The 14037-nt window shown below is 57.7% G+C and carries 10 protein-coding genes, 1 tRNA gene and 1 pseudogene; 7 read left to right on the top strand and 5 right to left on the bottom strand.

Annotated elements, in window-relative coordinates; all coding sequences use genetic code 11:
* Positions 1-46: 46 nt before the first annotated feature.
* A complete protein-coding gene (locus AC56QX_RS24835) occupies positions 47-1387 on the bottom strand; it encodes a tyrosine-type recombinase/integrase (protein ID WP_497111140.1) in 1341 nt (446 codons plus the stop codon).
* Positions 1388-1649: 262 nt separating this feature from the next.
* The gene (locus AC56QX_RS24840) at positions 1650-2030 is read right to left on the bottom strand and encodes a hypothetical protein (RefSeq protein WP_497111141.1); all 381 of its coding nucleotides are present in this window, start codon (positions 2028-2030) and stop codon (positions 1650-1652) included.
* 283 nt (positions 2031-2313) lie between these two features.
* Between AC56QX_RS24840 and AC56QX_RS24845 the strand changes: the two genes are divergently transcribed.
* Both AC56QX_RS24845 and AC56QX_RS24850 read left to right on the top strand, forming a co-directional pair.
* Positions 2314-2381 (top strand) — tRNA-Arg (locus AC56QX_RS24845).
* A gap of 206 nt (positions 2382-2587) precedes the next feature.
* Entirely contained in the window at positions 2588-6349 is a 3762-nt protein-coding gene (locus AC56QX_RS24850; RefSeq protein WP_497111142.1) for an NACHT domain-containing protein, read from the top strand.
* 119 nt (positions 6350-6468) lie between these two features.
* Here AC56QX_RS24850 and AC56QX_RS24855 read toward each other — a convergent pair whose 3' ends face one another.
* Positions 6469-7083 (bottom strand): TetR/AcrR family transcriptional regulator, encoded by a 615-nt coding sequence (locus AC56QX_RS24855; protein ID WP_497111143.1) that lies wholly within the window; start codon positions 7081-7083, stop codon positions 6469-6471.
* A 91-nt stretch (positions 7084-7174) separates the two neighbouring features.
* On the opposite strand from AC56QX_RS24855, the gene AC56QX_RS24860 reads away from it, so the two are divergent.
* From AC56QX_RS24860 to AC56QX_RS24880, 5 genes and pseudogenes are all read left to right on the top strand, one after another.
* Positions 7175-8260, top strand: a complete 1086-nt coding sequence (locus AC56QX_RS24860; protein ID WP_497111144.1) for a polyamine ABC transporter substrate-binding protein — start codon at positions 7175-7177, stop codon at positions 8258-8260.
* Between the two features lie 13 nt (positions 8261-8273).
* Positions 8274-9140, top strand: coding sequence for an ABC transporter permease (locus tag AC56QX_RS24865; protein WP_497111146.1), 867 nt, complete (start codon positions 8274-8276; stop codon positions 9138-9140).
* A gap of 1 nt (position 9141) precedes the next feature.
* On the top strand, positions 9142-9924 hold the full coding sequence (locus AC56QX_RS24870) for an ABC transporter permease (RefSeq protein WP_497111147.1): 783 nt from the start codon (positions 9142-9144) through the stop codon (positions 9922-9924).
* Positions 9921-10983 (top strand): annotated as a pseudogene (locus tag AC56QX_RS24875) (ABC transporter ATP-binding protein). The gene AC56QX_RS24870 and the pseudogene AC56QX_RS24875 overlap by 4 nt, the downstream one beginning before the upstream one ends.
* A gap of 1 nt (position 10984) precedes the next feature.
* A complete protein-coding gene (locus AC56QX_RS24880; protein ID WP_497111148.1) occupies positions 10985-11746 on the top strand; it encodes an MBL fold metallo-hydrolase in 762 nt (253 codons plus the stop codon).
* Between the two features lie 6 nt (positions 11747-11752).
* Here the strand turns inward: AC56QX_RS24880 and AC56QX_RS24885 are convergent, their stop codons facing one another.
* Both AC56QX_RS24885 and AC56QX_RS24890 read right to left on the bottom strand, forming a co-directional pair.
* Positions 11753-12409 (bottom strand): TetR/AcrR family transcriptional regulator, encoded by a 657-nt coding sequence (locus AC56QX_RS24885; protein ID WP_497111149.1) that lies wholly within the window; start codon positions 12407-12409, stop codon positions 11753-11755.
* Between the two features lie 138 nt (positions 12410-12547).
* On the bottom strand, positions 12548-13975 hold the full coding sequence (locus AC56QX_RS24890) for an amidase (protein WP_497111150.1): 1428 nt from the start codon (positions 13973-13975) through the stop codon (positions 12548-12550).
* Positions 13976-14037 lie beyond the last annotated feature (62 nt).

A 14037-nucleotide genomic window follows, 5' to 3' on the forward strand; every position in this document is an offset into this window, starting at 1 on the left:
GAGACTCCACGCTTAGGTTAACCACCATCCCCGATAGTGGGGTGCATCATCGGCGTTGCGTCGGCGGGTCCAGTTTTTCCACATATGCAGCCCAGGCATTCAAAGCCGCCTTGCGCTCGATCAGATAGAGCGCCCGGTTATAGACGCCGGCCACGCCGGCCTTGGCCGCGCCGCTTACGTGGTTTACGACCGCCTCGACGACGTGCGGAGCCACGCCAAGCTCATTCATACCCGTGACCATCGTTCGCCGCAGGTCGTGCGCCGTCCAAGGCTCAATGACCGAACGGCCAAGGGCTTTGCAGACCGTCGACACGCGCTTGTCGAGGGTGGCCTTCGCACGACTGAAACCCGAGACGGGTTCCTTGCCGCCACTGCCCGAAAAGACAAATGGCAGGCGCTCCAGTTTGCCGCCGCTCTGCTTTGCGAGGGCTTCCGCTATCTTCCGTTCGGTGTCCGCTTGCGCCTTGCGCCGTTTCAGGATCGCGACGACCGCAGGCGATAACGGCACGATATGCGGCCGATGGTTCTTGGAGCGGCTGCTCGGCAACTCCCAGGCTGGTTCGTTGCCATCAAGGTCGCGCAACTCATCCCACATCATGCCAGCGACTTCGTTGCGCCGCTGCCCCGTTAGCAACAACACCTCGAAGAAATCGCACCACAAACCGGCCAAGCCGGTGGCCTTTTTGACGCCGTACATGACACGAAGTGTTGCGTCGTCATCGCGCAATGCTGCCGCCACTATCGCCAGTTCGTCGGGCTTCAATGCCCGGTCGCGCCGGGCTTGCGCGAACCTCGCACGCATGCGGTCGGTCGGCGAATGTTCGATTAGATCGCGGTCGATGCACCAATTGAAGAACCGGCGCATGGTTGCGAAGGATCGGTTGCTGGTGGCCGCGTGGTCTTTCATCTTGTCGAGAACCGCAGCCACATCGGCGCGGCTGATAGACGCGAGTTGCCGGCCTGTCCAATCAGCCACGAGAGGGCCTTGCAGAAAAGTAATGTGGTCGCGGTAGGACGACGGGCGGAGGCGCGGCTTCTCACTGGCCAGGAAGCTCTCGACCGCCGCGCCGAACGTGCCGGCGCCGGTCGCCGCCGCTTGCCGCTTCGCTTCGACGACAGGATCGGCACCGCGTTCGGCACTGGCCTTGAAGGCCCTCGCCTTGTCGCGCGCCTCGGCCAAGCCAAGCAGAGGGTGAAGGCCATAACGGCCAAGCGTCATTCGCTTGAGCTTGCCGCCAACGCGGTCGAATACGAAGAAGGTCTTACGCCCGGTAAATGCCACGCGTACGCCGAACGACGGCAACAGGGTGTCGAAATAATCAATCTGGCCGCTCTGCGGCTGCCGCAGCGCCTTGATAGTGGCATCGGTGAGCTTCAACTTCGGCATAGCTGTGTTACCTCAAATCGCCATAAAGGTGACAAAAGGTAACAACACTGCCGATTATGCGCAAGGAGGTGTAGTGATAGTTTCTGGATCGATCTTTCGGCATTTTTCTGTATTTTCAATAAATTACGGCATAACCGGTTACCTATAATGATTTCCAGTTATGTGCGGTCTCGGGGTTTTGTAAACCGAAGGTCGGCGGTTCGATTCCGTCCGGGGGCACCAGTTTCCACCCGCCATAACCCACGCCGATATGATCAATCCTCTAGTTTGGACATTTCTCAAAGAAAGCCGACCGTTGGATTTCCGGCAGGCCTTCGAACCGGACCCGAACCACCTCGATCCTTGCTCCCACCTTCTGAAAGACAAGATGCATATTGTCGTAGTCGTGCTGGGATGCCGTTTTGCCATCTGATCGGGTGACCGTTACGGGGTGGAGGCCGATCCCGATTTCATCGCCGGCAACGATTGCCGATTCAGTGATTTCATCGACAGTGGTAACCAACACGCCGCCGTGCTTGTCCAGGATGGTCGCTGTCGCCCCTCCGCCGGACGGTACCGCAAACGTAACTCTATCCATCGTCGGCTGAGAAATGTCCTTGCTGCAATCCGCCGACCACGCGCCCGTGAGGCCAAATTGCTTCATGGACCCTTCAATGTCAGCGCCTAAGGCTGGAAACCATACCGGATGCCAGGAGAACCCCGAAAAAGATGCGCATTGCCCCTCCTACACACTATCCGCATGTGCCTAGCTACGCACTGAACTTAGGCACCTCTATGGCCCGGCTCTCGAGTGTTTCGCTGCACTAAAGACACCCACACCACTCAGCCGATCTGGCCCATCGCCCAGCCGCAATCCCACTCAGATCCCGATCGCCGCCGCCAAAATCCGGCTCTGGCGGCGTATAGCCGGAGCGCCGTGCCATTGTGGCTCAGTTGGTAGAGCAACGGTTTTCTGAACCGAAGGTCGGTGTTCCGATTCCGTCAGGAGGCACCAGTTCGGATGAAATTCCCGAAGCCACAAGAAACTCAGCAGCTTTTTGAAGCGCCTAGCACCGACCAGAATGCGTTCACGGTTCAGACGAACTTATAGGGGCTCGAAGAGTGTCATCGACAAAACCAGTGCGTTCGCCTGCACTGATCGATAGATCGTTCGGAACAGTCTATATGATAATGGAAAGTCGATTCTGGGGGGACTAGAAGTTGCGATATAATCTCGAAGCGTTAGGCGACGAACGATTTCAGCAATTTTCTCAAGCTTTGTTGATAAAGCAATTTCCAAAATTACAATGCTTGCCGGTCGGACAGCCGGATGGAGGCAGAGATGCATTTTCCAGAATCTGGAATAAATCTGGCACCGGAGGATTTGTCGTATTTCAAGTCAAATATGTAAGAGACCCTTCTACTCGCGACTCCCGTGACATTGTGTCTTCTGTTGTCGAAACAGAGTCCAGTAAAGTAGAAAAATTGATTTCTCAAGGAGCAACATCTTACTATTTAATAACGAGCGCCATCGGCACTAGCCACCCGGGGGCGGGTTCTATAGATAAAATCAATGAAAAGCTATCAGAACTTTTTGGAATTGAAACACATTGCTGGTGGCGAGATGATATCGAAAGCCGCGTCGACGGACAACCTGCGATTAAATGGAGTTATCCGGAAATTATCCGTTCCACCGACCTACTGGAATACTTTTTTTCTACTAAAGGAGATTCATCATCGCAACTTCGAACTGATGCACTACGTGCCTTTATGGCGCACCAATATCGCTATGATCAAAAGCTGAAATTCAAGCAAGTGGATCTCGAGCGGCCGATTCAAGACCTGTTTGTCGATGTCCCGGCTCGCATCGTTGCCGCACACGATACGCAAGCACATGCGGAGTGGGTGCAGATGATCAATGCAACTCTCGTAGATCAGCGCTCAATCGGCCTGCATTCCAGAACTGGAGAAACGAATGACACTGCGAAACTTCCAGGTGCTCTACAACTTTTGCTGTACAGACCATTTGTAGATCAATGTAAAAGGGTCGTTATAGAAGGCGCTCCGGGACAAGGTAAATCGACTATTACGCAATACCTTTGTCAAATCCACAGAATGTCCCTTCTTTCCAAGCCTGAGCTCAGCGCAATTAAACAGGAGCACAGGCCAAACGACTCGCGAATTCCATTTCGACTTGATATGCGCGACTATGGTCGCTGGCTTGGAGGGCTTGATCCATTCAGTGACGACCCGTCCGCGAGACGGACGCAAGCCAGCAGCCATGTTCTTGAGAGCTTTATTGCTGCTCATATCTCCAGCAACACCGGGCACACATTTTCAGCAAGCGACCTAACATCAATTTCGAAACAGGCACAGCTGCTAATTGTCTTAGATGGCTTCGACGAAGTTGCAGACACGGAGCTTCGCAATAGAATTGTAACGGAGGTGTCCAACGCGGCTACTCGCCTTGAAGAGAGCGCGCTCTCCCTCCAATTTATTGTCACAAGCCGCCCAGCAGCGTTCGCAAATTCGCCCGGATTTCCCCATGACGAATGGCAGCATGTGCAAATCACCGCCTTGTCAACGCCCGCGATACTTGAATACGCCAAAAAATGGCTCGATGGGCGAGAAAGCGACGTCAACGAAAAGCGCGAGGTAATACGGGTTCTTACTGAAAAATTAAGCCAAGCGCACGTCAGAAACTTGGCATACAATCCAATGCAGCTATCGATTTTATTGACGCTCATTTCAGTTCAGGGAGCGTCTCTTCCCGACAAACGAACCGCACTGTACGACAAATACATAGATATATTTCTAGACAGAGAGGCTGAAAAAAGTGCAGTTGTACGAGATAATAGGGTACTTCTTATAAACATACATAGATATCTTGCTTGGATGCTTCACGTAGAGGCGGAAAGCGAAAAGGGGACAGGGTTAATTTCGGAACAGAGACTTCGAGAGACAATCGATTCTTTTTTGAAGCGGCAAGGTTACCAAACGAATAAAGTAGACGCGCTCTTTACCGGCATCGTTGAGCGAGTAGTTGCTCTAGTATCTCGCGTTCAAGGAACTTTCGAATTCGAAGTCCAACCATTACGTGAGTATTTTGCAGCAAGATACTTGCATGACACAGCACCCTATTCCCCATCCGGAGACCACAAGCCGGGCGCGCTTCCTGATAGATTCGATGGGCTTGCCAGGAATTTTTATTGGCTTAACGTTACACGATTCTTTGCCGGGTGCTATAGTAGCGGCGAGTTGTCCTCTCTGATAGATGGCCTTGAGTCAATCGAAGCCTCAGGAGATTTTAAATATTTGAGCCATATCCCAGAGATGCGCGTCACGCTTTTAGCCGATCACGTGTTTAGTCAACAGCCAAGACTTGTCATGCGGCTCGTAAAGAATAATCTTACTGAGCCAACGTTTTCATTGCTCCTTTCTAAACGTTTTGTGGGCAAAGCCGATACTCCGTTTACCTTGCCACCAGGAGATGCTCGCGACCGGCTTCTCGTCGCCTGCCGAGAGTATATGGAAAGGCGATGCCCATCCGACCGACGCTATGCTGCAAGCTCCTTCATGTCTGCAAACATGACTGCAGACGAGTTACACAAATATTGGCTCGGCCTATTGGACTCGCTGGAAGACAAGGCTCTGTGGAGTGACATAGGAAGCTATTTCGGTATAATTGAAAAAATGGATATTGCGGATGGACTTGAGTTATATCAGCGAGTTGGGCGCAAGTTATTGTCTCGATTTCTTTGGGCCGAACGATTTGATATAATAGAGGAGGGAAACCTATGGCAAGCACTCATGGAGGAGTTGTTCCTTGACGGGGGCCCTGGCTATTTTTCGATCCACGGCCCTCAGCCCCGGGTCTCAGCGATAGGTCACCTCTACATGAATGTCTCATTCTTGCTTACTAGCGTTCTGCACATCGATATCCGAGAGGCAAACCAGGACTCCCCTCTCTGGTCCACGATACACCGCCACTCCTACCGTTACGCTGCACCAGATTCAGAAGAACGCCTAAAGGATCTTGACCTGAATGCGTTGGGAGGTCCTGCAATGGCGTCGTTGTGGCTGAGGTCCGAAGCCCTACTGCAATCGACGTTAGGAAACCTGCGCCAAGACGCGGAACCTTGGGACTCGTTTATAGAGCAATGCCGAATCGTATGGGGTGACAGGTGGGCATTCATGCAGATGGCGGCCGCCATTGCAAATAAGATGAGATATAAATTCTCTGAAGGCGACGGACATGATCGGCGCCTTTTAGTGTTCGCATGCCGTGCTCGGCAGAACGCTTTAAATCTTAACTGGTGGAGCGAAGAGTTAAAGTTTCTCTCTGGCAAAGATTTACTTTGGAATAGGTTTTTCTTTCTCTGTTTATTTTTATTTTTACCCGAGAAGATGATAGCAAAATTGCCGGGTGATTTCACGAAGGCAGTTGACGAAATGAGCGTGCCCGAGTGGACTGCGCTCGTGAAAACTTTAAACGCAATGCGCTTACAATCAAATTATCGAACACAGGTTGAGAGCTCAAAGAAATCAAGTGGTCCGTTACCCATCACGCCCTCAGATCGATTGACTTATGTTTTCATACTTAAGAGACCATCAAAATCAGCATGGTTAGCCATAGTCAATAGATTTCCTGATCCATCTGTTCTTAGCGAAGCATATCTCGATATGATATCTGACGTATTGAATGAGGTTGTATTAAGGGAAGATATTGACTGGAAAACTGCGCTCCCATATATTGAGGCGGCGCAAGAGAAGAATATTATGATTCATTTTGGCCTTGGCGCTGAAAGAATCAGGCGATCTTCGCTTTTTGCCGAGGACGTTGCTGTAGATATTTGCTCCCGAGGGCATAGATTTCCATTGGAGCTTTTAGATATAGCAGAAACTTCGCTTGCGGCTTCTGTGGGTGCTAGGGTTTTAGGCGTTGGCAGCGTGGCCGCGACAGATAGCTGGTTTGCTGACTGATACGTGTCGAGACAACTCATTAATGTGGAAAGTTTAGGTTTGCCGCCGCATCAAAATTGAACAATTATAACAAGATTTTCTGCCGCTCACTCGGGGGGCGACTATTTAGGCGCGCCACTTCACACCCCGATCGCCGCCACCAATATCCGGTTCTGCCTGCGTATCGCCGCGCGTAACTCCGGTATCTTCGCCTCGTCGCGCTTCACGAATTCGATGAACATCATGTTCATGTTGTTGAAGATCAGTTCGCCGAGTGCTGTGCCATCGATATCCCTCCGCACCAGGCCAATCTCCTGCAGCCGGGCGATCAGCGCGCGGATCTGTTCGGTGAGTGAGCGGTCGAGCGCGGTGTAGGCCTGGCCGAACGGGCTGTCGGGCAGTTGCGTCGAGATCGCCATGGCCTGCCGCCACATCTCCTTGCTGAGATAATGCAGCGAGTGCTCGATATAGATGCCGATCAGCGTGTCCAGCGCATCGCCGACATTGGCGGGCGGCCGGGCGACGACGCCGCGTCCGGCGTTGAGCACCTCATTGACTTCCAATGAGACGATGGCGCCGAGGATGTCGCCCTTGTTCTCGTAGTAATTGTAGATCGTGCCGATCGACACTTCGGCCTGGCTGGCGATCGCTTCGATCTTGGCGCCCTCATAGCCGGCTTCGCGAAAAAGCGCTGCCGCCGCCTCGATGATGCGCCTGTGCCGGTCCGCCTTTTGCCTTGCCCGCAATCCGCTCATATCAGCCTCTTGCCACAAAAACAGAATTGACTCAATTTTAGAATTGGTTCAACTTTTTGCAAGAAGCCACAAAGGCAAGGGAGAACACTCGATGTCCGTCAAATCCGGAAAACCACTTTCCGCCCTGAAGCGCCATCTGCACGCGGCGTGCGCCGCCACGGCACTGCTGCTTGGGGCAGGCAGCCTCGCCGAGGCAGCCGATCTCAACGCGCTGATCTGGTGCGACCATTCCGATCCAGCGCTGCTGCAGCCTTTCGAGGAGGCCAACAACGTCAAGGTCAATGTCAAGGAATTCGAGGGCACGGGCGCTGGGCTCGCCATCGTCGAACAGTCGCAGCCAGGCGACTGGGACGTGATGGTGATCGACTCGATCGACGTGCCGCGCGGCGTCGAAAAGGGCCTGTTCGAGCCGCTGCCGGAAGACAAGCTGCCGTTGGCCGACCTCTTCCCGCAAGTGAAGATGGACGGTTCCACCGTGGTCGGCGGCAAGCGCTACGGCATCACCGAAAAATTCGGCTACAACACGATCGGCTTCAACAAGACCAAGGTCGATCCGGCCGACATGCAGTCCTTGGCGTCGCTGACCAGCGACAAGTACAAGGGAAAGGTCGCCATCTACGACTATTACCTGCCGGTCATCGGCATGGCTGCATTGGCCATCGGCAAGAAGACCGCGGAGCTGACCGAAGCCGACCTTCCCGCCCTCAAGGACGAGCTTCTCAAGATGAAGGCCAACGCCAAACTGGTCGGCGAAGTGACCGCCAGCCAGACGGCGCTGGCGACCGGCGAGGTCGACATACTGGTCGGCGGGGGCGAATGGGTGACGGCGGGGCTGGCGAAAGAGAACCCGGCGCTGGACTTCTCGATCCCGAAAGAAGGCGCGGTGCTGTGGTCGCAGTCGCTGGCCATGTTCAAGGAGTCCAAGAACAAGGATCTGGCGCTGAAATTCATCCAATACATTATGAGCCCGGAAGGCCAGGCGCGGCTTGCCACCTCCTCCTGCTACTGGGGCATGCCGGCGAACACTAAGGCGGCGCTCACCGACGACCAGAAGAAGGTGCTGCGTTTCGACGAGCAGCCGGGCTTCCTTGCCCGCGCCCAGGCCTATCCGGCGCCAAACGCCGATCTCGACAAGAAGATGCAGGACATGTGGACCGAAATGCTGCAGGCGAAATGAGCAGATACCGCTCATGAGCACAGCCGGAAACAGCGGGCGCGCCCTGCCCCGGGCGGGCCGTGCCCTGCCCTGGGCGCTGGTCACGCCGGCGTTGGGCTGGACGTTGCTGTTCTTCGTGCTGCCGTTCATCGCCATGGGGTTTTCCAGCCTGACGGCGCATGAGGGCGGCGGCTTCACGCTCGGCAATTACAGCCAGTTCTTCACCAACCCCTCCTACTGGCAGGCGATGGTGAACTCGCTGCAAGTGACGGCGATCGTCACCGTGGTTTCGGTGCTGCTCGCCTATCCATTCGCCTGGATTCTCGCCGAACAGGTGCCGGAGCGCTGGCAAAGGCTGGCGCTGATGCTGGCGGTGCTGCCGTTCTGGACCTCCTATGTCGTGCGCTCTTACTCCTGGCTGCTGGTGCTGGCGCAGAATGGTGTCATCAATCGCGCGCTGACCGGGTCCGGCCTGATCAGCGAGCCGCTGCAGCTCGCCAACACTCGGCTCGCGACGGTCACCGGCTTCGTGCATTTCTTCGTCATGCTGTTGACGCTGACCATTTTCGCCAACCTCAAGCAGCTCAGCCCGAGCTACCGCAAGGCCGCCGCCGATCTCGGCGCCGGGCCGGTGCGCACCTTCCTGCATGTCATCCTGCCGCTGACCTTGCCCGGCATCATGGTCGGCGCCTTCCTGACCTTCGTGCTGTGCATCGGCGACTACATCACACCGCAGATCCTTGGCGGCAACAACGAGCTTCTGATGCCGCAGCTGGTGATGATGCAGATCGGCCGGCGTGGCGATTTTCCGCTAGCCTCGGCGCTGTCGATCATCCTGATGGCGGTGGTCACCATCGCCTACCTCGCCTGCGCCCGCTGGCTGAAGATCGAGCGGGCCTGAGATGCGCAGGATTGTCCGCGTCGCTTCCTGGGTCTACGCGCTTGCCGTCTACGGCTTCATCTTCCTGCCGGTGGTGGTGCTGGTGCTGTTTTCGCTGCAGGCGACGTCGTTTCCGATCCCGCCCTTCACCGGCCCGTCGCTGCGCTGGTACGAAGCGGTGCTCTCCGACGCGCGGCTGACCTCGGCGCTGGTCAATTCACTGCTGGTGGCGTCGATCTCCTCGGCCACCGCCGTGACGCTCGGCTTCCTCTCGGCGTGGGGCTTTGCACTTTTCGTGTTGCCGGGCTCGGGCCTGCTGCGCGGCTTGATCACGCTGCCGCTGACGGTCAGCTATCTCATCATCGGCATGGGGCTCTTGGTGCTGTTCAACTGGGCCGGCGTGCCGAAATCGCTGCTAGCGGCCGGGATCGGCCATGTCGTGATCAACCTGCCGCTGTGCTTTGCCATCATCTACAGCCAGATGGGCGATCACCAGATCAACATCGAGCGCGCCGCTCGCGATCTCGGCGCACCGGAATGGAAGGTGCTGCTCTTGATCACCGTGCCGGTCATGGCGCCCGCCATCTTCGCCGGCTTCTTCCTGTCGATGACCTTCTCCTGGGACGAATTCGTGATCTCCTTCCTGCTCACCCGCTTCGACACCACGCTGCCGGTGGAGATCTGGAACCTGCTGCGCTCCGGCCTCAACCCGAAAACCAACGCGATCGGTTCGCTGGTCTTCGCTGTCTCCATCGTGCTGGTCGTGCTGTTTGAACTGACATTGTTGCGCCGGAGAAAAGCATGACCGCGCCCCTGGTCGATATCCGCGCTGTCTCGCACCGTTTCGGGCAGTTGGCGGTGCTGAAGAACGTCTCGCTCAAGATCGAGCCCGGCAGCTACACGATCCTGCTCGGGCCGTCGGGTTCCGGCAAGACGACGCTGTTGTCGATCCTCGGCGGCTTCGTTACGCCAAGCGAAGGCAAGGTTTTCATCCGCGGCGAGGACTGCACCGCTGTGCCGCCGGCCAAGCGGCCGACGACAACCGTGTTCCAGGACTATGCGCTGTTCCCGCATATGAGCGTCGGCGGCAATGTTGGCTTCGGGCTGCGCATGCAGGGCGTAGACGGTGCGACCCGTGCTGCAAAAGCCCGCGAGGCGCTGGCGCTGGTTGGGCTGGCTGCCGCCTTCGACAAGAAACCGCACCAGCTCTCCGGTGGCCAGCGGCAGCGTGGCGCTGGCGCGGGCGCTGGTGATCGAGCCGGCGGTGCTTCTGCTCGACGAGCCGCTGGGTGCGCTCGACCTCAAACTGCGCCGGCAGATGCAGGACGAGTTGAAGGCGATCCAGAAGCGCGTCGGCACCGCCTTCATCCATGTCACCCACGACCAGGAAGAGGCGATGGCGCTGGCCGACCACTGCGTGGTGATGAATGACGGCCGCATCGAGGACGAAGGACCGCCCGAGCGCGTCTATGCCAGGCCGGCGACGCGTTTTTCAGCGACCTTCATGGGCGAAAGCACGATCCTTGCCGGCAAGGTGGCTGAGGCCAAGGACAGGACAAGCATAGTCACGACACCGGTCGGACCGGTTCTTGTGTCCCGCGCCTTGCCTGCGGGCTCGGCTGTTGCGCTGGCCATACGGCCGGAGCACCTCCTCCTCGGCGGGACTGCCGGCACCGCCAGTCTCGGCATGGGGGACGTAACCGACGTCGTTTTCCAGGGCAGTTTCAAGCGCGTGCTTGCCGTCTCGACCGAAGACCCGTCGCTCCAGTTCATCGCCAAGCTGCCCGCGTCAGCCACCGTCCAGCCCGGCGACACTGTGGCCGTTTCGTGCGATACCGACCAGATCATCGTTTTGGCGGACTGAAATGGCACTCCTTCCGGTCATCGACGCGCCAGACTGGTACGAGACCATCCGCATGGCCGACGGCGTCACGCTGATCCACGAGCCGTGGATAAAACCGTTCTTCCGCTGCAACATCTGGCATGTGCGCGGCCGCGACCGCGATCTGCTGTTCGACACGGGTCTCGGCCATTTCAGCCTGCGCACACATGTGCCCTTGGTCAGCGAGCGCAAGCTCACCTGCGTCGCCAGCCATACGCATTTCGATCACATCGGCTGCCATCACGAATTTCCCTACCGTTGCGTGCACCGGGCCGAAGCAAAAATCCTCGCCGATCCGCGCAATGAATGGACGGTGGCCGACCGCTATGCGACCGACGATATGTTCGATCGATTGCCCGAGGGCTGGGAGTCGTCCCGCTATCGGATCCCGCCGGCCCCGGCCGACCGCCTGCTCGAGCATGGCGACGTCGTCGATCTCGGCGACCGCGCCTTCGAGGTCGTCCACACACCCGGCCATTCACCCGGCGGCATCGCGCTCTACGAGAAGAAGACCGGCATCCTGTTGTCCGGCGACATCATCTATGACGGCCCGCTGATCGACGACGTCTACCATTCGGACATCCCAGACTATGTCGAGACGCTGCTCGCCATGCGCGATCTCGACGTTTCCGTCGTGCATGGCGGCCATTTCCCAAGCTTCGGCAAGGTGCGCTACCGCCAGCTGATCGACGAGTATCTGGCGCAAAAACGCCAGGCCGGCTGCCATCTAAGGCAGCACCCCTGAGAGAACTTAGCGCATCAGTTCGAAATGCCGTGGAAATGCCTGATGCAGCAGCAGCAGCATGGTCTTGCGCAGCACATTGGTGTCACGGCTCGAAGGGTTCAGATGGTCCCAGTACCACGCGCCGTGAACCAGATAGTTCAGGCTCTCCGACAAGGTGTTTATGTCGACGTCGGCATAGCCGCCGCTGTGCGAAATCTCGATCAGAAACTCGCGCGCTTCGGCGGTGTAGGCGAGATCGCTCGGCAGGCCGATTTCATTGTAGATCTGCATGCTCTTGCGGTCGCTGGAGAAGACGACAAAAACGGAAACCCATTTCGGATGCTGCCTGGCGAAGCGTTGCGCGCATTCGACGGCGCCGAGTAGTCTTTCAACCGGCGACAGGCCCGGCGCTCGCACCAGCGTCACCCACAACTCGTCGTATCGATCGCTGAGATACTGCAGGACAGCCCGGAACAGGTTTTCCTTGCTGCGAAAGTGGAAAACCACCAGCGCATTGGACGAGCCAACATGTTCGGCGATGCGCTGCATGGTGACGCTGGCCAGGCCCTCCTCCGCGATGAGATCGATGGTGGCATCGATGATGCGCTGGACGCTTGCTTCGCCGCGCTCGCGCCGACGGTCTTTCGACACGGCATCGTTCGCCGAGCTCCTGCCCTCAGCCATCGTAGCCCTGCGTTTTTGGGCCGCGGTTGCCTCGCGTTGTGCCATTTTTCATCCGGCCTTTCGAACTGTCGGCGAGAATCCCCGGCTCACCATAGCCGACGCCGGAGATCAAGCACCAGTCGCAGACGCTGCCGTTGGTCAAAGCGACGGGCGTGTCTCGGCATTCCTGTACCACTGGCCCTGTGCCGTTTCATAGGCGAGTGCCGCCCGGAACACATCGGCGTCGCAATAGGTGCGTCCGACGATCTGGATGCCCGTCGGGACACCGTTCGCAGCCCAGCCCGAGGGCATGGAGAGAACCGGACAACGGCTCATCATATTGAACGGCGTCGTCATCACCCAACCCAGCGATGGGTTCACTTGCTTGCCATTGATCTCGACAGTGTCCCTGGTGTGGTCGAACTCCGCCGGCACCGAGGGCAGCGCGTTCGTCGGGCAGATCAGCACATCGTACTTTTCCAGCAGCGGGCCCAGTGTCTGGTACATTCTGGCGGCGACCTCCAGGGTTCCGACAAAGTCCGTCGCCTTCGACCTCTGACCGTCCTCGGCAAACCGGCGCGCATAGCTCGTCATGTCCTTGCCGTGCTCCTTGAGCAATTGCGCCAGCGAGGCGCCGAAGAGATGCTCGAGATAGGCCATACCGGCCTTGAGCACCTCGTCGCCCCAGCCCAGGTCGACCTCCTCGACCGTGGCGCCAAGCGAGCGGAACACATCACAGGCGGCAAGCGTGTTCTTGCGCACGTCTGGATCGACTTCAAAAGAGCCGAGATCCATGGAAAAGGCTATTCTCCAGCCCTTGATCGGCTTGTAGTCGAGCGGCAGGCGCAGCTTGGGACGTAGCGTGGCGATGTCGAGCGGGCTCGGTCCGGCCATGACATTCTGCAGCAGGATCGCATCCCTGACGTTTCGCGCCAAAGGCCCGGTGTGGCAATAGAAGTCGAGGTTGAAGGGCGGCTCGTCGGGATTGCGGCCGTAGGGCGGCTTGAAGCCGACCAGACCGCAGGCCGAGGCAGGGATGCGGATCGACCCGGCAATGTCTGAACCGGTGGCGATCGACGATGTGCCGGAAGCAAGTGTCGCCGCCGCGCCGCCTGACGAACCGCCTGGCGTGAAATCGCGATTCCACGGATTGCGGGTGACACCCCATCGCTTCGACCAGGTATAGCCGGCGCAGCTGAATTCCGGCGTCGCCGTGCGCGCATGCACGATGCCGCCCGCCTTGATGACGCGCTCGTTCATCGTCGAGGTATGACTGCCAAGAGCATCCTTCGAGAGCAGCGAGCCATGCGATGTCGGCTTGCCCTTGATGTAGCTCTCGTCCTTGATACCGATCGGCAGACCCTCGAGCGGGCCGGTTTTGGCACCCTTGGCGTATTTCGCCTCGGCTTTCCTGGCCAGTTCCATCGCCTCGTCAAAATGCTCGAAGGTGAAGCAGTTGATCGTCGGCTTCGTCGCCTCGGCGCGGCTGATGGTGGCTTGCATCAGTTCGACGGGCGAAAGGCTCTTGGCCTTAAACCGCCGCAGCGCTTCGCTCGCCGGCATGTAGCAGAGGTCGAGATCGGTCATGAAAGTCTCCTGCGATCGCCGGATCGCCTTGGCTTGATGGATCGAGAGGTGGCCGCGCCGCA

This window comes from Mesorhizobium sp. RCAM 06353, from assembly GCF_059683585.1.